Origin of the sequence: uncultured Methanobrevibacter sp. (genome assembly GCF_902801725.1) — an archaeon.
Classification (GTDB): domain Archaea; phylum Methanobacteriota; class Methanobacteria; order Methanobacteriales; family Methanobacteriaceae; genus Methanocatella.
The window spans coordinates 44,402-69,187 of sequence record NZ_CADCJB010000011.1 but is presented as its reverse complement, the minus strand read 5'-3'; the positions used below and the strand labels follow the sequence as shown (position 1 = coordinate 69,187).

Here is a 24,786-nt window from a genome sequence, read left to right as displayed (position 1 = left end):
CATACCACATTTAATTAAAATTAGCTTCCATTAAATTGACAGCAAGTCACAAAAGTTTCAAATCCCCAGTCACTTCATCAATTATTTTATCCTCATCAGGACCTAGCGCCAAAACTGTGACGCTTGATGTAGGTATCTGAGTGCGTCCTGCATCAACTACAAGATAATTTGAAATTCCTTTTTGATCGGCCAATCTCTTAAGCTCCAGCAGTTCCTCTTTGGTTTTGACTTTCAAAACAACTTTGGCATAAGCTTCATTTTCCCATTTTCTAATCTTATCCTGAGGAGATTTCTTGTATGCGCCAATAGCTCCATGACAGCATTGGGCGGCAATCTTTCCCTTGCCCATTTTCAAATCTGTTCTTACAATCATTGCCTGTTTCATATTATCATTAATAAATATTTAACTAAATTATTAAAAAGTTTTTTGAAAGGCAAATATTTTACAATAATTTAATTAAATAGAATTGATAAAATTATATATGATTATATTTTTAAGGAGATTATAATGACTCGTATTTCAATTTTAGATAAGGACAGATGTCAGCCTAAAAAATGTGATTATGTCTGTATTCACTACTGTCCCGGCGTTAGAATGGATGAGGACACCATAGTAGTTGATGAGGATACAAAAAAACCGTTGATATCTGAAGAATTATGTGAAGGGTGCGGTATCTGTACAAATCGTTGCCCATTTGACGCTATTACAATCATTAACTTACCCGAAGCGGCAGACAATCCAATTCACAGATTTGGACAAAATCAATTTGAACTATTTGGGCTTCCAAACCTTGAAGAAGGAACAGTTTTAGGGCTTTTAGGACCTAACGGTATTGGTAAATCCACAATCATGAATATATTATCCGGAAATCTGATACCAAACTTCGGAGATTTTGAAAATCCTCCTGAAAACTGGGAAAATGTCATTGAATTTTACAAAGGCTCCTCACTTCAAAAGTATTTCCAGGACTTGTCTGAAGGAAACATAAAAACCATCCTGAAACCGCAGATGGTTGACCAGCTTCCAAAAGTCGTTAAAGGCAAAGTGAAAGACCTGCTTACAAACGTCAATGAAAGAGACAAACTTGATTACGTTACAAAAGAACTGCAGCTTGAAAACGTTTTAGATAGAAAAATGGAAAATCTGAGTGGTGGAGAACTACAAAGAGTTGCAATAGCTGCAACAGTCCTGAGGGAGGGAGACTTCTATTACTTTGACGAACCTACATCCTGGCTGGATGTTTCTCAAAGGCTGAATGCAGTAAAAGTAATCAGGTCCCTTGCAGATGAAGGAAAAAGCGTTCTTGTAATCGAACACGACCTTGCTACTTTAGACGCTCTGTCCGACAATGTCCATATATTATACGGACAGCCTGGAGGATACGGTGTCGTATCCGGAAGAAAAGGTGTTCGTTTAGGTATAAATGCATATATCAACGGATTTTTAGCAGAAGAAAATGTGAGAATCAGAAGAAATCCAATCGAATTTACCATCAGACCTCCGACTCCTGAGGATGAAGGTGATGCACTTGCAAGCTATACTGATTTAAGCAAGGACTACGACGGATTCAAGTTGACTGCAGATGCAGGTGAGATATACTACGACGAAATCGTGACTGCATTCGGTTCAAACGGTATAGGTAAGACCACATTTGCAAAAATGCTTGCAGGAGTTGAAGATCCTACAACAGGAGAAGTTGATGAGGAAGTCACAATAGCCTACAAACCACAATATATCGTTTCAGACTTTGAAGGAACTGTCAGCGACTTTTTATATATGCATGCACCCAGCTTCGGAAGCAAAATATTTGAAAGCGAAATCATGAATCCGTTAACACTGAACGACATGCTTGACAAGCCGGTCAAAGGTTTGAGTGGTGGGGAACTTCAAAGATTGGCCATAGCTGCAACAATTTCAAAAGATGCTGAAATATATCTTTTCGACGAACCTACAGCATTTCTGGATGTTGAACAAAGGTTAATCGCTGCAAGAGTTATTCGTAAGATGGTTGAAAGCAGAAATGCCGCATCACTTATTGTTGACCACGATATAGTATTCATCGATTATATCTCAGACAGGGCGATGGTATTTAACGGAACTCCAGGTTTAAACGGTCATGCATCAAAACCAACAGATTTAAGAAATGCAATGAACGAGTTTTTAGGAAATCTGAATATCACCTTCAGAAGGGATAAGGAAACCAAAAGACCAAGGGTTAACAAGCTCGACAGTTACAAAGACCGTGAACAAAAAGAAAAAGGAGAATATTATTACTTATCAGATTAAATATTCTCACATATTATTTTTTTAAATATTTTCCAATTCATTTAAAATATATTTTTTTAACACGTCAACTGCTTTTTCACCGTCATCGTCCAATCTGACTGCATCCAACGGATTCAAATCATAAGTTTTGACTACAGCATCGGCAGCAATGTTTTTAACTGAATCAATTTCCTTTTCTTTTAGGATTACTGATGCACAGTCATCGCTGCAGCCGGTTATTGTAACAATTTTTGCATCATCAAGAATTGGTGAACAGTTATTCGGCTGTGCTGAATATTCAGTAATACATGCTGCTACAATGTTTTCATTTTCCAAGGCAAGCTCAACACTGGCTGCCCTTACAACTAATCCGAGCGGACTTAATCCACTGCATGAAACTAAAGCTATTTTGTCACTCATTTTTTCATTCTCCCATATCTTTTTTTAACCTTTTCATAACCTCTTTTATAAAATGGACAGAAATTAATGCAACGGCTGCATCCTTCACGGTGTGCTGTGCATAATTTTCTTAAAAATTTTCCATTTTCGTCAAAAGCCTTTTCCGGACATCTGTCAATGCAGACCCCGCATGTTGAGCAATAGTCCTCTACCCATTTCAGTTCGTTTTCCGTTTTGAACGGTAGATTTTCGATTGAAGTTTGAATCATGAAAAAGCCAAGGTTCAGCCCTTCCCTAAACATGCACATGTTGCTTCGAGTAATGATTGCATCATTTGACTGCATTGCAATTGCTCTTAAGCTAACACGATCATCCAACGGATTAATCAGGTCCGCTTTAAATCCGCATTCTCTCAGGATATCTGCAAGAGCAAAGGTTTTGGCTCCGAATTCCTGAAATTCCTCATCCATCAGTTTGCATTTTTCATCTGAAGGTTCCATTTTAAGGATATCATCAGACATCCGATATTTCAGGATGATGATGTTGTCCCAATCGATATCCCATTCTCGTTTAAACTCTTCGCTTAGCTTGGAAAAGCTCAAGCCGACAAATCTTGAAGCCAGCGCAATATCTTCAAATTCCTTCAATGACTCATCAGAAATAGCATTGTTTGGATGGTGAGGGTTTTCTTGATTGTAAAAATTAGGAATAGGTTGATGATATCTCAATCTCATACCATTAACCTTATTTTTTTCTTAAAGCTTCCACAGCTTTTGGGAATTCTTCACAAAAGACTTTTATCTCTTCTGTTGGAATAGAGAAACTTATACGCAAGTATCTATCACCAAACTCTTCAGAAGTGTATTCTCCTTCCCTTGTGAACAATTTTTTCTGGATTAAATAATTGGACATCTCTTTAGGATTTATTCCGGCACCGGACAAATCGATTACCATCATATTTGCATCTGACGGATAAACAGGTAGGAATACTCCTTCAATCGGTTCAATCATTTCATTAATCAGCCTTTGGTTTTCAAAACAGGTTTCTCTAATTCTGTCATACCATTCAGGTTTTGATTTAAGTCCTGCAATTGCACCGTATTGGGAAATTATGTTTACACCCAAATCATTGACAACGGCATTTTTGATTGCATCAATAATCGGTTTGGATGAGATAACCCCTCCAATCCTCAAACCTGCCATTCCAAATATTTTTGAAAAGCTGTAGATTGTCAATGTCTGACCTGGAGCGTAATTTTCCACAAGGAAGTGTTCACGTGCAAAGTCTTTGTAAGTTATATCATGTAATAAGTATAAGTCATTTTCTTTTGCGATTTGAGCGAATTCTTTCAGTTCATCTTCAGTGTATGAAGAACCTAACGGATTCAATGGATCGATTAAGATAACCATACGGGTGTTTTCGTCCATATTTTTCCTCAACAAATCAGGAGTCAGTTTATAGTTATTTTCTTCATAATAAATAGGAACATACCTTATTTCGCCTGCAAATCTGTTTGCAAAGTCTCCAATAATAAAGTAACCCGGATCAGATAAGATTACATTGTCTTCCGGTTCCAATAACGCCTGCATGACCAGATATAAAGATTCGGTTGCACCGGAAGTCAGTAAAACTTCAAATCCCTCTAAATCCAAATCATCTAAAATCAATTGTTTAAGTTCTGAAAATCCTTCAGGGGCAGGATATTTGCAATATGTTTTTTGGTGAATTGCGTCAATCATGGCATTACCTATTGTATCGTCGTGCAGATGGTTGGTGTTTTGACCCATCCATATCATGTCTTCATCCATGTACATATCCTCAAAAAAGTCATTTGCATTGTCATAACCTTTTGGAGGTACCCGTTCAGTTTTTTGAAACTTTTTTTTGGGTTTTTTAATATCAAAATCCTTTTCCCTCATATTATCAGCTCAAACAATTCCAAAGTTTATATATCTTTTTAATAATTAATAAACGTACCTAAATAATTCCTTCAGAAGTAATTGAAAAAGTAACCTTTTTGCCTTCAGGAATACTTCTGTGGCGAATCAGAGTGGCAATTCTTTGATTTATTTCCTCACCACGTTCAAGTTGAATAATGACCTTGCTCCAGTACTGCAGAATGGTTCCTCCAACTGCCTTGACATCATTATTCCCATCTCCGTCAATTGCACTGTAAATCTGATTGGTCAGGACAACTGCAATATCATATTTCCTTGCAATTTTAGACAGGACCCCCATCTGTTTACCCAACTCCTTATTTAACTTGGAGGATTTCATATCATCAACCCTGTACAGTGCAACAGCCGAATCCAAAACCAGCAAATCAACGTCCTCATGATTCTTTCTAAGCCAGACATCGATTGACCTTAGATTTTCATTCTGCTCTAAAAAACTGGTTGGTTCAAAAACAATTATATTATTGGCCACATTTGAAAATTCATAACCTGAAATTTGTTTGATTCTGTCTATGGAAATTCCACCTTCAGTATCAATATAAATAACCTTTCTGTTATTTTTTGCAACATTGACTGCCAGTGACAATGTTATATTGCTTTTACCCGAACTTGGCGGACCAAATATCTGAGTTATTGTACCTTTTTCAAAACCTCCGCCCAAAAGGTCATCCAGTGCCGAATCGGATAGGACTTTGTGATTATCTTCAAAATTAGCCAATACTTTCATGATACAATATTGATTTTCATGATATATTAATCTTTGAATCAACGATTGAAATAGATTAAATCGAACTGAATTACGAATAAACAGAAAATTATAATATTAATTCCCACTTATTGTGAGGATGATAGCTTTTTAATTGTTGAATACCGGACGGATTAATATTTCTACCTTCTGACAATTTTTGGATTGGGCTGGGACAAATCAACAATAGCTGATGCGTGATTTGATTTTAAATCACCGACGTCAATGACCAAATCAACATCACATCCCAGCTGCTCCAGGATTTCTCGAGGATTTGATAAAATCTCATCATCGGAAATATTTGCACTTGTAGTTGTTATTGGAAACAGGCTGGCCAGCCTTCGAGAAATTTCATTGTCCGGAACCCTTACGCCAACATATGAAGAGCCGCTTGTTATCACTCTTGGAACAATATTTTCTTTTTTTAAAATAAATGTATACGGTCCTGGAAGATACTCCCTGATGATTTCTTTTTGCCTATTTGGAATTATTGCAACAAGATCCATGGCCCTGACATCACTAACCAATACAGAAAGCGGCTTTAAAAAACTTCTTTGCTTAATTTCAAAAACTCTTCTAACAGCATCATTATTGAAAATATTGGCCCCCAACCCATAAACCGTATCGGTTGGATATAATATCACACCACCATCTGATAAAACCTGAATAGCTTCATCAATAATCTTTTCATCCGCCGCATCAATACTGGTTTTTAATACCTTCATTTTAATTACCTAACAATTATATTAGATGAAATATTTATATATAAATTATGCTTCAAAGTCTAAGACCCTTTTTAACAAAAATATTGAACCCCATTGCTAGAAACTTAAACATAAACCCAAATATTGTAACAGTAATATCTCCATTTGTTGCAGTTGTTGCAGCTTATGGATATGCACATCATATATTAATCCTAGGAACAGTAGCCATATTACTTTCAGGACTTTTGGATGTTATTGATGGAGCTGTTGCACGATACCATAACAGGTCATCCAAATTTGGTGCATTTCTGGACTCTACAATGGACAGGTTCGCAGATGCAATCATATACATTGGAATAATATTTGGAGGATACTGTGACTGGTTTGTTGGCGTTTTGGCAATCCATTCAGCGATTTGTGTAAGCTATGTTAGGGCAAGAGCAGAATCACAGGGAGTTGAATGCAATATTGGAATTGCAGAAAGGGCAGTCCGTATGATCATTTTAATGATTGGGTCATTAATCGGATTTTTTGCAGGAGACATTTACTTTACCTACACCATTTACATACTTGTAATATTATCCTACTTCACCGTCGGACAAAGAATCGTGCATGTTTGGAGGCAATTGAATGACTGAACTGGAAAGTCCCGAAAAGATAGCAAAGGATATTGCAAAATTAGAGAGAAACTTGAATCAGGTAGCAGACATTACCTTTGAAGGAAAAGAAAAAGAAGTCTATGACAGAGCCATTGACTACTGGAACGATTCAAAATATTATCTTGAAAAAGGAGACATGAGGACTGCATTCGGTTGCATCGAATACAGCCACGGATTACTGGATGCTTTAAGGATGATTCATGGAATCATCTAAACATCAAAACCTTCAATTCTTTTTATATCTATTATTAACTTATCAAAATCTGATTGATAATTTCTATCTTGAATCACTTTGAATTTGTCGTATTCTTCCTTTGCAATTTTTTGAGCATCATTTGATGAAATTTTACCTTTACCTTCCAAAATAGGCAAAAGATTTAAATCAATATAGCCATCCAATACTTTTTTCCAATCTTTCATAGCCATTGGAATCTCATTTAATGCTCTGGACTCTGCAAGAGTTAAAAATCCGTCAACCAAAGAATTCAAGCGTTTTAATTCTCTTTCGTTCAGATAATTTTTAGATATAACAACATCACTCAAAATGATTTTGCCATTTGGATTGCTCCAATTTGTCAATCCCATGTTGATTTTTTCGCTATCACTTCTATCTGCAATTATTTCAGCTGCAGTGTGACCGCTAACTGCATATATCAATTTGTTTTGAACCGTTGCAAAGAAGTCACGAGTTACCTGAGCATCTTTTTTGTAATCAAAGCTCGTAGCATAGATGTCTGTGATTTTTTGATTGAATCTTCTTTCAGATGACCTAATGTCCCTTACCCTTTCAAGCAGCTGGTTGAAATAGTCAATGCCAAATCTTGAACCATTTTTCAACAGTTCATCATCTAAAACAAATCCTTTAATGATTAGTTCTTTTAATTGCTGTGTAGCCCATATTCTGAATCTTGTTGCATTTTTAGAGTTTACTCTGTAACCTACAGATATAATAACATCAAGATTATAGAAATTATTCTTATATGATTTCCCATCAGAAGCAGTTGTTCGAATTTTTTGAACAACTGAATTGTGGTTTAACTCACCATCATCAAAAATATTTTTAAGATGGTAATTTATTGTATTCTTTTTTACATTGAACAATTCAGCCATTGTTTTTTGAGTTGCCCAAAATGTTTCCCCCTCTTGGTCAACAATCACATCCAATGAAACTTCTCCTTCATCACCCACATACAACAAAGTTTTCTGAAATTTATATTCTTCTTGCATAATAAAACCTCATTTTTTATTTAAAAAAATAAAATTCAATAATATTTTAAATAAAGAGTTTAATAAGGTTTTTGTTAGAAATAAAAGCAATATTATTGAGTAAAAACAATATTAATAAAATAAAACAATATTACAATGCAAGAACAATTTCTAAAAAAATAACATATTGAAAATATGTTATTATAGTTACATTTTATCACGAATGAATTTTTTCAAGATAGAATTATAAAAAAAAAACAAATTTCAAATATTTAATTTGTTCATTTAAACCATTAAATTAGAGAATAACCTCCACAAAACCAAAAATACAGTATCGTATTAAAGATAAATACAAATTAAAGAAAAAATAACTTAAAAAAAGATAAATGATGAATAGATATCAACCTAAACATCAATTTTACTGTTAATTAATGAGTCATCACCGGCAGATATTATCTCACCATCCAAAACTTCGATAACTCGGTCTGCAAGTTTGGCCACATCCATATCATGAGTTACAATTATCAATGTTACATTCTTAGTATCATGCAAATCAATTAATTGCTTAAGGATTTTATTACTTGTCTTTGAATCTAGTGATCCTGTGGGTTCATCTGCCAATATTATTGATGGATCATTTGCAAGTGCTCGGGCGATTGCCACCCTTTGACGTTCACCGCCGGACAACTTATTGGGCTTGATGTCCGCCTTGTCCCCAAGACCGACATCATCCAACAGTTTCAATGCCCTGCTTCTCATTTCCTTGGAGGACATTTTTTGAGTATACATCGGAATTTCAATATTTTCCGCAACTGAGATATTTGGAATCAAATTATGAAGTTGGAAAATGAATCCAATCTCCTTTGCCCGAAATTCATTTAACTTTTTATTGGAGGATAAATCCCTGCCTGCAACAGTGATGCTGCCGGAATCCGGAATGTCCAATGCTCCTAACATATTCAGCAATGTTGACTTTCCCGAACCTGACGGACCAATGATAGATACGAATTCCCCTTCAGTTATTGTGAGGTCAATCCCATTTAATGCCTTGATTTTGCCATCCTCATAGCTTTTATATACTTTTTTCATATCAACAACATTCATTTTTTCACCTCACTCATACCTCAATGCCTCTGTTGGAGGAAGCCTGACCGCTTTTAAAGCAGGATATATTCCGCCAATTATTCCAACAACAATAGCTATTGCAAATGCCTGGATGAATATTTTAGGAGTGAATAACGGTTCAATACCCATTTGAGGACCTAAAAGAGTACATGCTGCAAAACCAATCAGCGAACCGATAATGGCTGAGACAATAGTGATTACCAATGACTCCCCGACAATCATGGTCAGAATCTTTCTATTGGACCATCCGACAGCTTTCAAAACACCTATTTCACGGGTTCTTTCAAAAACTGACATCAACATCGTATTGATAATGCCAAGGCCCCCAACTACAATGGCCAGAAGTGAAATCGCCCAGGTTGATGCCTGAAGCATGTTCAGCATGTCGGCCATCTGAGTCATCTCCATTACTGAAGTGACAGTTGTAATGTTATCTCCATATTGCTTATCTATCCTATCAGCAACAGTTTGAGGATCCTCCCCCTTATTTACCTTGACATAAATGTTTGAAATTGAATCCTCATCATCCATCAGATCTCCGACCTTGGAAATTGATGTAAACACTCCACCGGCCATATTCTGGTCACCGGTTTCATAGATTCCAACGACTTCAAATTCTTCCCTGTCGATGTCAATAGTATCACCCACAGAATAGTTATTGTCTTCAGCATAGATTTCACCCAAAATGGCTTCAGAAGAATTATCTTCAAAAATTCTGCCTTCTTTCATTGAAATGTCTGCAAGAGCAGTACCGTTCGGATCAATACCAATCAGAGTATTCATATAATCATCTCCGACCGATGTCAGCACAACATAGATTGGAAATGCTTCATCAACGCCACTGACATTAGCTATTTTTTCTGTCCAATTCGCATCGATTGTATTGGTTCCGTAAGCGGAATCCCCCGTTTCCTTACCGGAAACTGTAAAATCAGCACCTCCCGCATGAATAGTATCTTCAAAGGTATTTACCAAACCTTCAGTAATTCCACCAAGAGCAACAATGACAATAATACCTATTGCAATGCCCACAATGGCCAGTATTGCACTGTTCTTTCTCCTGAACGGATTTTTAAGAATGAATTTTAGGATTTTTAAGAATGAATTTTAAAAATGACATAATAATTAATTAGGTTGTAATATATAAATAACTAATTATACTATTTACCAAGATGCAAAAATGAGGTATTGAAATGCACAAGAAAACACTTTTGGAAAATATTGAAAAAATCCATACGACTGAAATGGGAATTAGCAGAATACAAAAAAATTTGAAAATCAATGAGGAACCTGTCGAATATTGCATTTCCAAACTTAAACAGGACAATTCCACCGTTAGAAAAGAAGGCAAAAATTATTATGTCGATGCTGATGACTGTACAATCACCATCAATTCAAGCAGCTTTACAATAATTACCGCTCACAAAGTATGATTAAAAAAAAATAGATGGTTTTGAGTATTAAACTCAAAACTTAATACAACTGAAAAAAATTTATTTTTTAACAACAATTGTAACTTTTTTAGATACTGACTTGTAACAGGCAGTAGCTGCAGATTTAACAGTAGCTGAAAATTTGCCCACTTTAGTTAATTTGGTTAATTTGAAGACTGCTATTCCTTTAGCGTTAGTTTTTGCAGAATAGGTTTTACCATTAACTTTAATAATAACTTTAGTGTTTTTAAGAACTTTTTTCTCATTGGTTTTTAAAGCTACAGCATATTTTTTATATTTTGCTTTAACCTTGAAAGATTTATTTTTAGCATATAATTTAGGATTTGCTTTTTTAACTGAAATAATATTTTTCACTAAAACATCACCATATTCTGATATGATAAAATGATTTCCAGGTTTTAAATTTTTTAAAACAACAGAAGCAACACCATCACTTCCGATATGGCCAGTATATTCCTTATTATCAACAGTGAACACAACAGTTCCAGTAGTTAAAGTTTCATTACCTTTCATGACAGTAACTTTGTATTTAGTATTTGTAGTGTAAACTTTACTTATATCAGTAGCGTTAATAGACTCTTTAGGAGTACCACCCATCAGATCCATAATCTTAGAGAAATCAAAAGAGGTTCCATTTCCACCTATTAAACTTGAGATATTGAAACTTGAATTACCGAAAGTAATATTAGCACCAAATAAGCTTGAGGTATTGAAGCTTGTTCCATTACCGAAACTTATGGTAGTCCCATTAAATAAACTTGACATATTGAAACTTGTTCCATTACCGAAAGTTATACTTGTTCCATTAAACAATTTTGAGAAATCAATGCTGGAACCGTTTCCGAATGAAGAACCGCTTGATACAACAGTTTCTTTTTCAGAATCGTCAGTACTTACTATTTCATCTGCATCATCTGCAGCAATGACTTCTGATTCTTCAACAACCGCACTTGCAATTTTATCATTATCATCTATACTTACAATTTTATCATTTTCTACAGCAACAATATTTGCTTCGTCAGAAACTGCAACGGTATCATTTACATTATCAGCAGCACTTACTGCACTTACAGCAATTAAAGAAACAAAAATTATTGATATGAATAACAATATTTTATTATTATTAAAAATAATATTACCTCCAAATTTAATTATAAATTAAAATTCGCATATTATTAGAAATTTTCTCATTTTTGTTCAAAAAACATATAATGAACAAACTTACCACATAATATGTTACACATTATTAAATTAAATTAAATACATATATAAGTATTGCTACCTAAATGAATTATGTGAAATTAAATTGCAAAATTTTTTAATTATTTTATTATTTAAAAAAATTACTATATTTTGAACAAATTTTTTCAATTTTTATTTATATTATAATTTTTTTAAGAATTAGTAATTTTAAAACAGGATAAGAACCATCAAAAGCCAATTATTCCTTAATTAGGCAAAATGAAAAATCCATTTCTAGAATTTCTAGAAGAATTTAAAAAGTAGCAGAATGTCAAAAAAAAGTAAAAAAAAAGAAGAGAATAAAATCTCTTTAAATTTATTCATCCATGTCTTCAAATCTGGATTCTAATTTTTCCATTACACCAGGAAGTGAGGTGTATTCCATTTCTTCAGCAGGTAATCTGTGAGGTTCGAATGGACCGTGTCTTCTGATGTAAGTTGCGATTTTAGCAGCTTCTTCACGGGTAGGGTCAAATGCAGGGTCATCGAATAAGTCGACTGGTCCGATTAATTCACCGTTAGCTACTTGGAAACCTAATCCTACTACTCTAGGTGGTCCGTCGAATCTGATTGGGTTTGCTTCTGCTTCTGAAACAGGCATCATAGGACCGTTGTGGGATCCTCTCATCCATCCACTTACCATGTGTGGGAATGCAAATGGATCTACACATTCACCGTTTGCAGGGAAACCAGATTGTGCTCTTACCATACATACTGGGTCGTCTTTACCGACGTATTCACCAGCCATTAAGTTTAATCTTTCGGTACTTATTGCAGCTGCGATTTCACCGTTTTTCTTCCATACTCTTTTGATTACGTATCTTCCGGTGGAACCGATTAATGCAAGCAAGTCGTACATTTCTTCAGGACAGTTTAAGATAACTTTTCTGTGTTCGATTACATCGAATACTTCAAATTTGAATCCATCGTGTAAGGATGGGTCGATTACAAGACCAGCAGTGTTGAATGGGTCTGCAAAGATTCTGAATACTGGTAAGTTGAATGCACCAGGTTCGGTTTTGTCACAGCAGAATATTAACACAGGGTCAGATGGCCTTTCTTCGAATTCCATTTCTGCTACACCCGGACCCATACCTTTGATGTTTCCAGAGAATGTATCGGATAATAAGTCTTGACCTGCACCGTATAATTTTAATTCACGTGCTCTTTCAGTAGCTTTCATGAATGCATCGTATGCGGTTTTGTGTACTTCTTCGTTTTCTACACCTTTGTCGTGGGTCATGATTAAGTCTATATCGTCTCCACAACGGGATATATAGTAATCTTTTAAGATACCTGCTTCTAAAGCTTCATTTAAAACTTCATCACAAATATCCATTAATTCAGGGTGTGCGACACAGTGTCCGGACACACTTCCAATATCAGCTTTAATTACACTAACAGTAGTTTTCATTTTAAATACCTCAAATTAGTAAATTAATTATTTACTAGACATTTATTATTTTTATGATGTATAGTATTTATATTATTATGTTAACAGAGTTATTTTTAACTTTATTGTGCAAGAATTCACCGACTTATACAATCCGAAGAGGTTCAATGAAAAACAAATCAATTAAGTTATTCAAAAAAAATTCCATAAACAAGATTTTCTTTTCCATTTTTAAATAATATTCAAGAGTTGTCAGAAATTATTTGACTTTAAGCATTTTTCATTTTTTCCTTTAGATTTTTTAAACTTTGCGAAAACATTGATTATGTTTGAATTGAATCTTTTTTTGAAATATACGTTGCCAAAAATGAACTTAAGTAAAACAATATTTAAGACACTATTTACTCTTAAAAAGTTAAAAAACAAGAAATAGACGTGGTGGGACTCGAACCCACGAAGCAACTAATGCATAAGACCCTGAATCTTACTCCTTTGACCACTCGGATACACGTCTAAAAGAAATATCTGAAAAAGTAATCCAAGTAATGGATTTTAACTATATTATTATAATACCTTTTTTAGTATAAATATGTAATCTTATTCGACCCCTTGATTGTTAAACCAACCTTCCCATATTTTCAACTTTCACTAGGGTTTAAGTAATGACACCCATGATAACAACTTGACATTTCCACTAGCTCCAAATGATCTCAGGCAATTAATCATGATACATTTTGAATTTTGCATACAATTTTGCATTTCATTCACAAAATGTAATAATATTTCTTATATATGATTTTTACCACTGCAAACACTTATTTTATATAAAAGAAACCTAAAAATACGAACAAATCGCATAAAACTAATCGACAAACAAAACAATATCAAACCCTGTGCGTGGAAACATGAAAATAGTGGAAAGCAATGCACAAAGAATAGCACAACCAAAAATAGAAGAAATAACTGAAAACAGAAAATGTAAGACTATATTTCACCAACAAAGCCTTAACAAAATAAACCGACTAAAAAAAAGAAAATGTGAAAACTCAATCGAGTCTTCTAATATTATCAAAAGCCTTTTCGATTTCGACATCCTGATTCATATCTTCACATGCTTTTTTAACTCTTTCCAAATCAGCACGAGTTTCAGGATATCTTGGAACAGCACTACATCCTCCATCATCGATTTTAGATATTTCAAAGGTTCCAATATTTTTGGCAATTTCTGTAATTTCCTCTTTATCCAAACCAATCAATGGTGATAAAATCGGCATATCCACACCATATCTGGTTGCTAAAATATTTGATAATGTCTGAGAAGCAACCTGACCGACACTGCTTCCATCAACAATTGCATCAGCACCCAATTTGAGGGCCAATTTTTCAGCTATTCTATACATTCCAGACTTGCATAAAACACAGGTCATTTTTTCAGGGGCTTTCTCTTTAGCAACAGTCAAATATTCACCATAATCAATAACCCTCCTTTTAATAGGAGTTCCTTTAGCATAAATATTTAACTGGTCAACCAACAAATTAAAGTTTTCAGTAACTTTTGGGCCTGAAAACGGATCATTATTACAGTGCAAGGCCACAACTTCACACCCTCTTTTCATCATCAGATATGCTGCGACCGGTGAGTCTATTCCACTGGACAGCAATACGACAACTTTTCCCTGAGTTCCTAACGGAAGTCCGCCCGGCCCTTTGATTTTTTCATGGAAAATATAAGTATCATCTTCCCTCACTTCAACAAAGATTGTCAAATCAGGATTGGTCAAGTCAACAGGAGCCAAAACAACATTTCTTACAACACCACCACAGTGGGCAGCCATTTCCTGTGAAGTGAAATCATGATTTCCCACACGGCGGCATTTAATGGCGAACTTGGTATTTTCATCGATTAAACCTTCAGCAATTAAATCTTCAACATACTCTGTCAAAGTCTTATCAATATCTTCGTAATTTGTATGTGTTGAAGTTGCAGGAGAGTAAGATACAACACCAAATACTCTGTTTAACTTTTCCACACCATTTTCAAAGTCTTTTGGGTGAATATAAATTCTTCCTTGATTTCTTTCAACATCGCATTCAAAAGTAGCTTTAATATTTTTAACTAGCTTTCTTTCAAAACGTGACCTTATTTTAGGACTTTTAAGTCCAATTTCACCATACCTGGCAATAATTAAATCATAATTCATTTAAACAACTCTCTAAATTTTAGTACACGCTGAAAAAAATAGTAATCCCTTCTATACTAGTTTTTAAATATAACAGCAAGTATAATTTTTAAGTTTTATATTTATAAAGTTTTGTAAAAAAAGAAAAAAGGATAAAATTATCCTTTAATTAACTCAACAGCAGTTTTGATAGCTTCATCCATCTTATCAGTGTTTTTACCTGCACCCTGTGCTAAAGTTAAACGACCTCCGCCGCCCCCACCAAGCACTCCTGCCGCAGTTTTGATGATTTCATTGATTTTGATTCCTCTGTCAATTGCATTTTGTGAAGCGGCTCCGACAATGTTTCCGTTACTGTTACCTAAAATGACAACATCCGCCTTTTCATCATCAGTAAAGTCTGTAGCAATCTTTTGAAGCTCCTTAAAGTCCGCTTCCATCAACTCTGACACAACTTTCAATCCATTGATATCCTCATAATCATCAGCCAAGGAATTAACTTTAAGATTAGCGATTTGTGATTTGAGTTTATCGATTTCATTTTTCTGTGCTTTCCACTCTGTAAAGAATCTTTCACATGTTTTTGGAAGCTGGTCATTGTCAACTTTAAATATTCCGGAGCTTTCACGCAGCAGTTGGTTATCATGCTGCATTGAATCGATTGCCGCAAGACCTGCGGAGAAATCAATTCTTTCAACACCGTCCTGAACCCTTTCAGTTTTGTTAATCTTAATCGGACCCACCACACCAGTTCTTAAAACATGCGTACCTGCACATGCCTGTACATCTACTCCAGGGATTTTTACTACACGAATCATCTTTCCAGGAACAATACCTCCTTGGTAAAGCACAAATCCGTACAATTCCTGTGCTTCATCCCTTGTGTGGAACTGAATATCCAAATCTATGTTATCCATTACATATTCATTGGCTAATTTTTCAATTTCATTCAATTCATCCTGTGTGATACGTTTGTAGTGTGAAAGGTCTATACGTGCACGGGTCAGGCCATTTTGAGATCCGGCCTGCCAAATGTGTTGGCCAAGAACTTTTCTTGCGGCCGCAATTACAAGGTGAGTTCCTGTGTGGTGGCGCGCAAGTGTTATTCTCCTATCCCAATCAAGTTTGCCGTCAACTTTTTTACCGACAACATCATCTGTGATGTCTCCATCCACATGATGCAATACAACATTGTCAATTTTTTCAGCATGATTCATTTTAAATACATTTCCACCAATGGAAACTTCACCAATATCAGAAGGTTGACCTCCTCCTTCAGGATAGAACACAGTTTTATCGAAGATTAAACATTTGTCCCCATCTTTTTCAACAAAACCTAAAACTTCCGCCTCGAACTCTTTTTGGTAGAAATCTTTATAGAACAATAAATCAGTTTCAGGGAAGTCTACTTTAAATGATGATTTTTTATTGGATGTATCCTTTTCATGAGCTCCTGCAACCTGAGTGAAGAAATTATCAGGAACATTTACGGTAAAGCTGTCGCCAGCCATTTCAACAACTGTTTCAGGAGGAATTCCATGAGCATCATACAAATCTATTAACATTTCAAGAGGCATTTCTGATTTGCCTTCTTTTTTAAGTCTTTTGATTGACCTTTTAACTATGCTTTTTCCTTTTTTGACAGTTGAAGCATATCTTTCTTCTTCAAGGGTAATGATATTCATGATATGTTGTTCTGAATCGCGAATTTCAGGATAAAATTTGGATAAGAAGTCCAGCTGTATTGCCATTACATCCGCCAATGATTCTTTCATGTTCAATTCTTTCATGAACCTGATTGTTCTTCTTAAAACCAGTCTTGCCAAGTACCCCTCTTTAACATTGGACGGAATGATGCCGTCAGCAAGCATGAATGCCAAACATCTTGTGTGGTCTGCAATAATGTAAATCGCTTCCATCGGTTCGGCTGCTTTTAAATAATCCTCCAAGGATAGGTTTAAACTATCGGCTACCTGTTGTCTGAGTTCTTTCAAGTCCCCAATATCTTCGATATCCATCATTCCTGCAATTTGGGCATTTCTTCCCTGGATGTCCTCATTGATTTGAACGCCAGTCAATTCTTTCAGTTTGTCAACGACAGGTGCAAAGCATGCATCATAGGCGGTTGGTGTTCCCTGTGAAATCCATGCGATACGTTCCAGACCATAACCTGTATCCACAACCTTGATTGGAATTTCCTTCTTGTCCCCGTTTTCAAGGGTTTCATATTGGATGAATACCAAGGTTGCAAGTTCCACTCCTCTGCAGCAGACCTCATAACATGGACCTTCATTACCTCCACCACTCCACCAGGATTTGATAAATGTAATCTCTTCTGTGTTAATTCCAATATGTTCAAAGAATTTATGACACAATTCAATTGTACGGTCTTCCCAATAGATGAAATCATCTTCCTTGTTGATTACAGTGTGTGTTCCCATTGTAAAGCAGGTCATGTGACGACCTGTTCTTCCAACATTATCCACATCGTTTAGTCTGATTGAAGGCTGAGCCATTTCAATAGGATTGGCAGGCGGCTTAACAAGGCCTGATGTAATCCATGGCTGGAAACAGAAAATGGATGCTCCAACTAAAAATACATCATCCCTCCATCTTTTGGCCAATACAGGATATCTGTGGACATGTGTGTGTCCTTCACTTTCTAAAAATTCTCTAAAAACTTTTTGGATTTCATATAAATTGTATGGCTTATCGGTAGCAGGATTTGCAATAAACTCATACTCATCACAGGGAGCATCCCCACAGGTGTCCCTATCCACCTGAGAGTAGAACTCCTGTCCGCAAGTTTTACAAGTTTGCTTTTTATAACCTAGTTCATTAAAAATTTCTACCATGTAAATCAGTTCTAATCATTTATTAGTATAAAATATGTTTTTTGTTTAATAAATAATTAATTGAGAAATATCATTAATATTTTCATCACTCATTCATAATTTGAAAAATAGTTTTTAAAGAACCAAAAGCACACGTATGAAAATTTCTCATAAAACATTAAAAAAAAGAATGTAGATGAATTAAATCATCTACCTTACACTAACTGTTGTTTTGATTGTGTTTTTAATGTAACTCACATTAACGGGGTATTTTTTGGATTTTTTGAGTTTATTGATAACATTCTTATTAAAGGTTTTCTGCGCAATACCTTTGGAATTAGTGTTGACTCTGTAGGTTTTGCCGTAGAACTTAAATATTATCCTTTTCCCTTTAACGAGTTTACCGTTGATTTTGAGTTTTGCTTTTAAGGTAAATTTCTTAGCTGTCTTTTTAACAGTGACTTTTGAAGCAGTCAACACCTGTTTTACAGTTACAGTGTTTTTGTAAGTTTTGCCATTGAAACTGGTGGCCATTGTGTATTTAGGAACATTAATTATTTTTATTTTTGCTATTCCTTTTTTGTCTGTTTTAACTAATGTTGTTTTACCGTTAATCCTGAATTTAACCGGAGCACCGCTAGCAACCACTTTTCCATCAGCTGAAACGACTTTTACACGGAAGTAAGATCCGCCAGCATAATCAACTTTAATATTTTTATTATTGACAATTTTACATGTTTTGAAATTTAACTTTACAGTGACCTTGTTGGTGTAGTTTTTATTGTTGTGAGATGTGATTATTGGGTAGACATTAGGAACCTCAGTGATTTTGATTTTAGCTACTCCATTATCATCTGTTTTCACTGATGTGGTTTTGCCATTAATAGTGAATGCAACAACAGCACCTGCACCTACCTCTTTGCCATCGCTAGTCACGACTTTAACTGAGAAATATTGGCCCGCACCGTAATCAACTGTAATATCTTTATTATTGATGATTTTAGTTTCATAGGATATGTTTTCTGAGGACGGATTATAATTGTAAGGACTTGTAAATTCTAAAGATAAGTCAGATGAATCTTCTGGTTTAATTTTAACCATTTTATCAACATCAAATGCGAAATATCTTAAAAATGCACGCATTTCATTAAATGACATTTCCGGGGCACCATATTCGACAGCCCTATGATTTGATAGTGATTCGCATGTGACTGAAGGTATTCCCAAAAGGTTGGCATAGTCCTCAATTGCCCCTGCATAAGGCACACCTGCCTGCGCATAATCAAAAATAGCATAACCGGTTTCATCCACAATGAATTTAGCAATCGAATAGCTTTCCGGTGTGGGATTATGAGAACACATTGCACATGTAATACCCACATCACTATCACTATGTCTTGTATTGTGGAAATCTCCAAGACCTGAAGCATTTAATGACACAGCTAATGAAACAACATGATTAGAAAGAGTTCCATTAACATCCGCTACAGTATTTAAATTAGTGCCGTTGTATATTCTTGTATTGTTGGCAGTTGATTCGGGGAACAGTGTAGGAATGACATATATTGTTCCATTTATCTCACCACCATAGTTGGCTAACAGATTAATCAATTTAAATCCAGCAACTTGTGATGGAAGTTCACCCCCATGAGTTCCTACATTGACAACGACTGTTTTTCCGTTTCCGTTTCCAAATTTGATGTAAGGAGTTCCCTGAGTACATAAATCAATAAGTTTATCAGTTAGTTCTGTGTGTTCTATTGCATTCATTAAAGGGATGTTAGCACGAATATCCGCTTTGGATCCCCAATCAAAAACACCAATTTGATATTGAGCCTTTTGAGGTGTTTTATCAGTAATATAAAATTTAAATTCACCATTTGAATCAACAATAGCCTGATACTTGTTATTGATGGTGATTGTTCCACCAATGACATTGTTTCCATTTTCATCTGTAACAATTCCACTAATCAATTTGCCGTTGTTTTCCAAAAGAGTCATATTATATAATATTGTTGTATTGCTTGGCGGTGCAAAAGTAAATGATTTTGAGAATTTTGATGAATTATAATGTTTTTTACTGTTTGAAAACTCTCCTGTGAAGTTAATTGTCTGGCCGATGAGATTTCTTGTTGTATTCCATATGTATACATAGTTACCGTTAACATCCACATCGCATGTTCCCAATCTTTCGCCATCAACATATGCAGTCACAATTCCTTCAGTTACCTCTTCAAAATCACTGAAATCACCGTGGCCCTTATATGGTCTGTAATCTGCCAACATATTTCCTGTGAAATATACAGTATCACCATATTTAGATGCAACAATGTTTTTGCAGGTTGTATTTATAACTGGAACTGTTAACAGAAGGGTTGTAGTGGCATTATTGTACTCGTTGGTTCCAAGATAGTTGCATGTTATATTGAACTGGCCTGTTTGGCCAACGAAAACCTTAGTTTTTGCAAGACCGTCTTTCACGTTTGCAGTATAATTTTTGCCGAATACATCAATAAAAAGAACTGTTCCATTATCCACATTTTTTCCATAACTGTCTGCCGCATGAACTTCCAGTTCATTATTATTATTTCCATAAAATCCATAAGTCTCGTTTGCAATTAATTCAACATCAATTTTTTCGTTTTCTGAAATGACTTCATCAACAGTCACATCACTAACATTAACAACGGCATCATTAATGTCTGTTGCTGATGCAGGTAAGATTAATACAAAACTGAAAATTAAAGCCAATATTAAAACCGAGTATTTCATATTAATTTCTCCCATTTTGAGTTTTATCAATGATAAGCAAGAGTACCACTATTACATAAGTCAAAGATGAATTACATAAATGAAAATGATATAAATTAAACTCTAATCTTTATATAGTGTTGAATAATATTTAAACTTGGTGAAAATTAGTTCAGATAAATCTATTTTGTTTGAATCTTTACGAAAAAAATAATATTACTTTGAACAGTTATTTTTTTTGTTGATATGAACATGAAATCCTATTTTATTATGATTTTTCGCCTGGCGAGGAAAAAAAGAGTTTATTAGAAATTTTTATTGAATTATAAATCATTAAAAAAAAGTAATCGTTTAAACAAGAAAAAAATAGGTCGTCTATGAAATTAATTTAAAAACAAGCAATATAAAAAAAAGAAAGGTGATAGATTAAAAAATCTATCCGAAGAGAGCACCTAATCCAGCTGCTGCTTCTTCTTCAGAAGCTTCTTCTTCTTCCTCTTCTTCTTCCTCTTCCTTCAATAATACTTTTAACATTTTCTTCGTTAATATCTTTTTCTGCACTGTGCAAAATCATTGCCGCATATATATATTCCATGTTATCACCATTAGTTTTTTAAGTGTTAGTTTATTAATAATAAAAATTTTAATTAATTAATTTAACCGAAGAGAGCTCCTAACCCAGCTGCTGCTTCTTCTTCACTACTTTCTTCTTCTTCCTCTTCTTCCTCTTCTTCAACAACTTCCTCTTCCACTACTGGAGCGGCTGCTACAGCAACATTGGAAAGTTTATCTGCTAATTCATCGTCAATTGCGCCTTCTTTATCAGCAATTGCAGAAGCAATAGCTAACATTCTAGCATTTACAAGACCAAGAATTGGTTCTGAAGTTTTGGAAGTCAATATAGCTCCTTCTACACCAACGCTGACAGCTCTGGTATGTGCGAGAGATAATATTGCGGAAATAGTTTTTGTAGTAGGTATAGCTGCATTAACAGACAAGTTGAATGCACCTGAAAATGCTTTTTGTACATCTGCTAATGTTTGTTCTTCGTCGATTGCGAGTACGTCTGAAGTATAGACTGATCCTTCTTCGTATACTGCTTTTAAATCAATTCCCACTTCCATTGGATTAATATCCATCCTGGATAAGGTAGCCGCTACTTGTTTAGATACTTCTTCACCTGCTGCAACAACAACAGTTTCTTTTTGTACGCAGATTTTACCTTTATCGATTTTTGCAGGAATTCCAACTTGTTGTAATTCACCTAAGAATGGACCTGGTTCAAATCCGGTGTCCCCTTCAGGTACAACAATATCATCAGGAGCAATAGTTCCTGGTTTTGCAGGAGCTGAAGTTTTGCTGTCTTCTAATATTTTGTATAATTTGAAAGGGTTCATTTCGGTTGCAATAAGTGCAATTTGACCTTCCATATGTCCAGATAAATCAACAATATTGTTTTTATCAGCATTACAATCTTCAAGAGCTAAATCAATGAGATTCTTTTTGGACATTCTGATAACAGCTTTGCCTTTGAGAGATTTTCTCATTTCTTGGAGCTGTTTTGCAGGAATGTTTAATAAATCGACAATACCAATTACATCGTATTCGCCAATAATCCCAGAAAGCTCTTTAACTTCTTCCTTTTTCCATTCAGCAACATGAGCCATTAGATCACCCTCACTACTGGTCCCATAGTTGTTTTTATAAACATGGACTTGATTTGACTTCTTCCTTTTTCTAAATTGCGGTCTAAGACTGTAAGAACAGTTTCCACATTTTCAGCTATATCTTCGTCTGACATGTCTTGGCTTCCAACAACAATTTGAATACTTGCTTGTTGTTTTACACCAACTTTAACAGTACTTTGTAATCTGTCTAAAAGAGGATCAAGTTTGATACTAGCTGGCACTGGTTTTGGCATTTTTCCACGAGGACCAAGAACTGGACCTAAGAATCTACCAACGAGTGGCATCATATCAGCTTGAGCTACAAAGAAATCAACAGAGTTTGCCATTTTTTTAGCAGCTTTTCTGTCTTTTCCTAACTCTTCTAAATCAGGTTTGTTAACGACAACGTCAAGACCAGCATTTTTAGCTTGAACAATGAGTTCCCCATCAGCAATGACTCCGATTTTAACATCTTTGCCACGGCCTTTAGGAAGAGTAACTTCCTCATTAAACCTATTTTCTGGCTTTTTGACATCTAAGTCACGGATATTAATAATAATATCTACGGACTCAGTGAAGTTTCTCGGCTTTGATTGTTCTTTAGCCTCCTTCACCGCGTTTACTACATCTTGTGTCATATTTATCCCCCATGAACATATTGTTCATTGGATTTCTTTTTTTGGTTTCATGAGTATCGATTACTAAGAAAAAAATTCTTAAACGATTGCATGAATTAAAAACAGTATATCAATTATAACATAATTATAACATCATATACACTGTGTAATTAACTTAAATTAAATTTTAAAAACGATATCTATTCTACTAAGATATCATCATATTCTCCAGCATCTACTGCTTTTTGTGCTTCTCTTGGGTCTTTACCATCAACAGATAATCCCATACTTACACAGGTTCCCATAACCTCTTTGACACCTGCTTTGTAATCGTTTGCGAGTAATGAATCGAATTTCATTCTTGCGATTTTTAAAGCGGTTTCAATCGGTAAATCATTAACGATATCTAAACCTGGTTCATGAGAAGCTTTTTCGATGCCTAATTCTTCCATGATAAGCGCAGTTGTTGGTGGAGTACCAATTTCGATTTCGAAATCTTTAGTATCTCTATCAATGATAACTTTTACAGGCACTTTCTTCGATAAGAACTTCGACTGTATCTTTAGCCATCAGTCAGCCTCCTTTTGAATTATTCTAATTTGATCAGCTTTAACAGTAACCGGAATAGGTACTGCTGCTTCTATCAACTCTAGAACGACTTCTTCACGTGATTCATCAATACGAACCACTTTCGCTCTTTCACCTTTAAACGGTCCAGAAATAAGCTCAACAATACTTCCTTTCTGAATAGAGGAAATAATTGGCTCTGGCTTTAAGAATCTTTTTACTTCTTCGAAAGTAATACCAACATTACCTTCTACAACCCCTCTTAAATGCTGTACTTTTAAGTCAGGGTTCCTAAGATCTATTTTTGTTGAAGATTCAACTAAAATATACCCTTTTAAAGATTCCGGAACAAGAATTGAAGAAATGCCTATACCATCAATAGTTCTAGCTTTACGAGCTAAAAGTCTAGCAACATTCCTTTCTTGACCTGCAGAGGTCTTAAGAGCATATATGGAACTATTAGTATCTTCCATGCAAAATTCACCTATTTCAATTTACTAGTTAATAAAATCATACATTAAGTTAAAAGTTATTTGAAGCCTGCAATAAATTGCAGATTCTTAGGTAATTCACAAAAATGTGAAAATTGACTAAGCTATCCCCCATCTTCCCTAGGTTCTAATAATATCATATAGATGATTATAGATTTAACTCAATGATAAAAATCTAAAATCAAAAAGATAAGATTATTACAAAATTCTATTATAATTTAAATTTGGATTAAGAAATGATTTAAAGTTCTATAAACCAATTAATGAACCGAGTAAAACTATAACAAAACCAATTACACCAATAATAATTACACCTATTGATGTAACTTTAGCCAATTCTTTGTATTCTGGCCAATCTGGTTTTCTTGATACTTTTAATACTCTTTTACTGTCTTTAACAAATTTATCAAAACGTTCTTGTACATTCATTTTAAATACCCAAAATTAATAAAACTATGAAACCATAGTTAAATGAATTATAATAAAATAATAGTAATAAAATAATTTTTATTTTAAACATTAATAAATGT

22 protein-coding genes and 1 pseudogene are annotated in these 24,786 nt (G+C 34.7%); 4 read left to right on the top strand and 19 right to left on the bottom strand.

Going from position 1 to position 24,786, the window contains the following annotated elements; translation table 11 throughout:
• Positions 1-46 precede the first annotated feature (46 nt).
• Entirely contained in the window at positions 47-385 is a 339-nt protein-coding gene (pth2, locus tag QZV68_RS03505; RefSeq protein WP_296878634.1) for an aminoacyl-tRNA hydrolase, read from the bottom strand.
• Positions 386-508: 123 nt separating this feature from the next.
• Here pth2 and QZV68_RS03500 point away from each other — a divergent pair, with 123 nt between their 5' ends.
• Positions 509-2,287, top strand: coding sequence for a ribosome biogenesis/translation initiation ATPase RLI (locus tag QZV68_RS03500; RefSeq protein ID WP_296878632.1), 1,779 nt, complete (start codon positions 509-511; stop codon positions 2,285-2,287).
• A 21-nt stretch (positions 2,288-2,308) separates the two neighbouring features.
• Here the strand turns inward: QZV68_RS03500 and QZV68_RS03495 are convergent, their stop codons facing one another.
• The 5 genes from QZV68_RS03495 to QZV68_RS03475 form a co-directional block, all read right to left on the bottom strand.
• Complete coding sequence (locus QZV68_RS03495; RefSeq protein WP_296878629.1) at positions 2,309-2,686, bottom strand: putative zinc-binding protein; 378 nt, start codon at positions 2,684-2,686, stop codon at positions 2,309-2,311.
• The gene (locus QZV68_RS03490) at positions 2,683-3,399 is read right to left on the bottom strand and encodes a ferredoxin (protein WP_296878627.1); all 717 of its coding nucleotides are present in this window, start codon (positions 3,397-3,399) and stop codon (positions 2,683-2,685) included. The genes QZV68_RS03495 and QZV68_RS03490 overlap by 4 nt, the downstream gene beginning before the upstream one ends.
• A 10-nt stretch (positions 3,400-3,409) precedes the next feature.
• Positions 3,410-4,585 (bottom strand): pyridoxal phosphate-dependent aminotransferase, encoded by a 1,176-nt coding sequence (locus QZV68_RS03485; RefSeq protein ID WP_296878625.1) that lies wholly within the window; start codon positions 4,583-4,585, stop codon positions 3,410-3,412.
• A 58-nt stretch (positions 4,586-4,643) separates the two neighbouring features.
• A complete protein-coding gene (gene radB, locus QZV68_RS03480) occupies positions 4,644-5,348 on the bottom strand; it encodes a DNA repair and recombination protein RadB (protein WP_296878623.1) in 705 nt (234 codons plus the stop codon).
• A gap of 161 nt (positions 5,349-5,509) precedes the next feature.
• On the bottom strand, positions 5,510-6,091 hold the full coding sequence (locus QZV68_RS03475) for an L-threonylcarbamoyladenylate synthase (protein ID WP_296878621.1): 582 nt from the start codon (positions 6,089-6,091) through the stop codon (positions 5,510-5,512).
• A 47-nt stretch (positions 6,092-6,138) separates the two neighbouring features.
• Between QZV68_RS03475 and pgsA the strand changes: the two genes are divergently transcribed.
• Positions 6,139-6,708 carry an archaetidylinositol phosphate synthase gene (pgsA, locus tag QZV68_RS03470; protein ID WP_296878619.1) on the top strand — a complete coding sequence of 190 codons (570 nt, stop codon included), beginning with the start codon at positions 6,139-6,141 and terminating at the stop codon, positions 6,706-6,708.
• On the top strand, positions 6,701-6,943 hold the full coding sequence (locus tag QZV68_RS03465) for a DUF357 domain-containing protein (RefSeq protein ID WP_067040378.1): 243 nt from the start codon (positions 6,701-6,703) through the stop codon (positions 6,941-6,943). Before pgsA ends, QZV68_RS03465 begins: the two co-directional genes overlap by 8 nt.
• Here QZV68_RS03465 and QZV68_RS03460 read toward each other — a convergent pair.
• The 3 genes from QZV68_RS03460 to QZV68_RS03450 form a co-directional block, all read right to left on the bottom strand.
• Positions 6,940-7,956 carry a virulence RhuM family protein gene (locus QZV68_RS03460; protein ID WP_296878617.1) on the bottom strand — a complete coding sequence of 339 codons (1,017 nt, stop codon included), beginning with the start codon at positions 7,954-7,956 and terminating at the stop codon, positions 6,940-6,942. The genes QZV68_RS03465 and QZV68_RS03460 overlap by 4 nt on opposite strands.
• Before the next feature lie 384 nt (positions 7,957-8,340).
• A complete protein-coding gene (locus QZV68_RS03455; RefSeq protein WP_296878615.1) occupies positions 8,341-9,039 on the bottom strand; it encodes an ABC transporter ATP-binding protein in 699 nt (232 codons plus the stop codon).
• Positions 9,040-9,048: 9 nt separating this feature from the next.
• Positions 9,049-10,092 (bottom strand): ABC transporter permease, encoded by a 1,044-nt coding sequence (locus tag QZV68_RS03450; RefSeq protein WP_296878613.1) that lies wholly within the window; start codon positions 10,090-10,092, stop codon positions 9,049-9,051.
• A 161-nt stretch (positions 10,093-10,253) separates the two neighbouring features.
• Here QZV68_RS03450 and QZV68_RS03445 point away from each other — a divergent pair, with 161 nt between their 5' ends.
• Positions 10,254-10,493, top strand: coding sequence for a DUF3781 domain-containing protein (locus tag QZV68_RS03445; RefSeq protein ID WP_296878611.1), 240 nt, complete (start codon positions 10,254-10,256; stop codon positions 10,491-10,493).
• 60 nt (positions 10,494-10,553) lie between these two features.
• On the opposite strand, the gene QZV68_RS03440 is transcribed toward QZV68_RS03445, so the two are convergent.
• From QZV68_RS03440 to QZV68_RS03395, 10 genes and pseudogenes are all read right to left on the bottom strand, one after another.
• Entirely contained in the window at positions 10,554-11,624 is a 1,071-nt protein-coding gene (locus QZV68_RS03440) for a hypothetical protein (protein ID WP_296878609.1), read from the bottom strand.
• Positions 11,625-12,072: 448 nt separating this feature from the next.
• Positions 12,073-13,170 carry a fructose-1,6-bisphosphate aldolase/phosphatase gene (gene fbp / locus QZV68_RS03435; RefSeq protein WP_296878607.1) on the bottom strand — a complete coding sequence of 366 codons (1,098 nt, stop codon included), beginning with the start codon at positions 13,168-13,170 and terminating at the stop codon, positions 12,073-12,075.
• A gap of 1,025 nt (positions 13,171-14,195) precedes the next feature.
• Positions 14,196-15,350 carry a tRNA uracil 4-sulfurtransferase ThiI gene (gene thiI / locus QZV68_RS03430; RefSeq protein ID WP_296878605.1) on the bottom strand — a complete coding sequence of 385 codons (1,155 nt, stop codon included), beginning with the start codon at positions 15,348-15,350 and terminating at the stop codon, positions 14,196-14,198.
• Positions 15,351-15,487: 137 nt separating this feature from the next.
• Complete coding sequence (alaS, locus tag QZV68_RS03425; RefSeq protein ID WP_296878603.1) at positions 15,488-18,184, bottom strand: alanine--tRNA ligase; 2,697 nt, start codon at positions 18,182-18,184, stop codon at positions 15,488-15,490.
• A gap of 189 nt (positions 18,185-18,373) precedes the next feature.
• Positions 18,374-20,935 (bottom strand): hypothetical protein, encoded by a 2,562-nt coding sequence (locus QZV68_RS03420; RefSeq protein ID WP_296878601.1) that lies wholly within the window; start codon positions 20,933-20,935, stop codon positions 18,374-18,376.
• 635 nt (positions 20,936-21,570) lie between these two features.
• The gene (locus QZV68_RS03415; RefSeq protein WP_296878599.1) at positions 21,571-22,581 is read right to left on the bottom strand and encodes a 50S ribosomal protein L10; all 1,011 of its coding nucleotides are present in this window, start codon (positions 22,579-22,581) and stop codon (positions 21,571-21,573) included.
• Positions 22,581-23,219: a 50S ribosomal protein L1 gene (locus QZV68_RS03410; protein WP_296878597.1), complete on the bottom strand. Its 639-nt coding sequence runs from the start codon at positions 23,217-23,219 to the stop codon at positions 22,581-22,583. The genes QZV68_RS03415 and QZV68_RS03410 overlap by 1 nt, the downstream gene beginning before the upstream one ends.
• 179 nt (positions 23,220-23,398) lie before the next feature.
• Positions 23,399-23,734: pseudogene (gene rpl11p, locus QZV68_RS03405) on the bottom strand (50S ribosomal protein L11); the annotation flags it as partial.
• Between the two features lie 33 nt (positions 23,735-23,767).
• Positions 23,768-24,238, bottom strand: coding sequence for a transcription elongation factor Spt5 (locus QZV68_RS03400; RefSeq protein WP_296803757.1), 471 nt, complete (start codon positions 24,236-24,238; stop codon positions 23,768-23,770).
• 267 nt (positions 24,239-24,505) lie between these two features.
• Positions 24,506-24,685: a protein translocase SEC61 complex subunit gamma gene (locus QZV68_RS03395; RefSeq protein ID WP_296878595.1), complete on the bottom strand. Its 180-nt coding sequence runs from the start codon at positions 24,683-24,685 to the stop codon at positions 24,506-24,508.
• Positions 24,686-24,786: the final 101 nt, after the last annotated feature.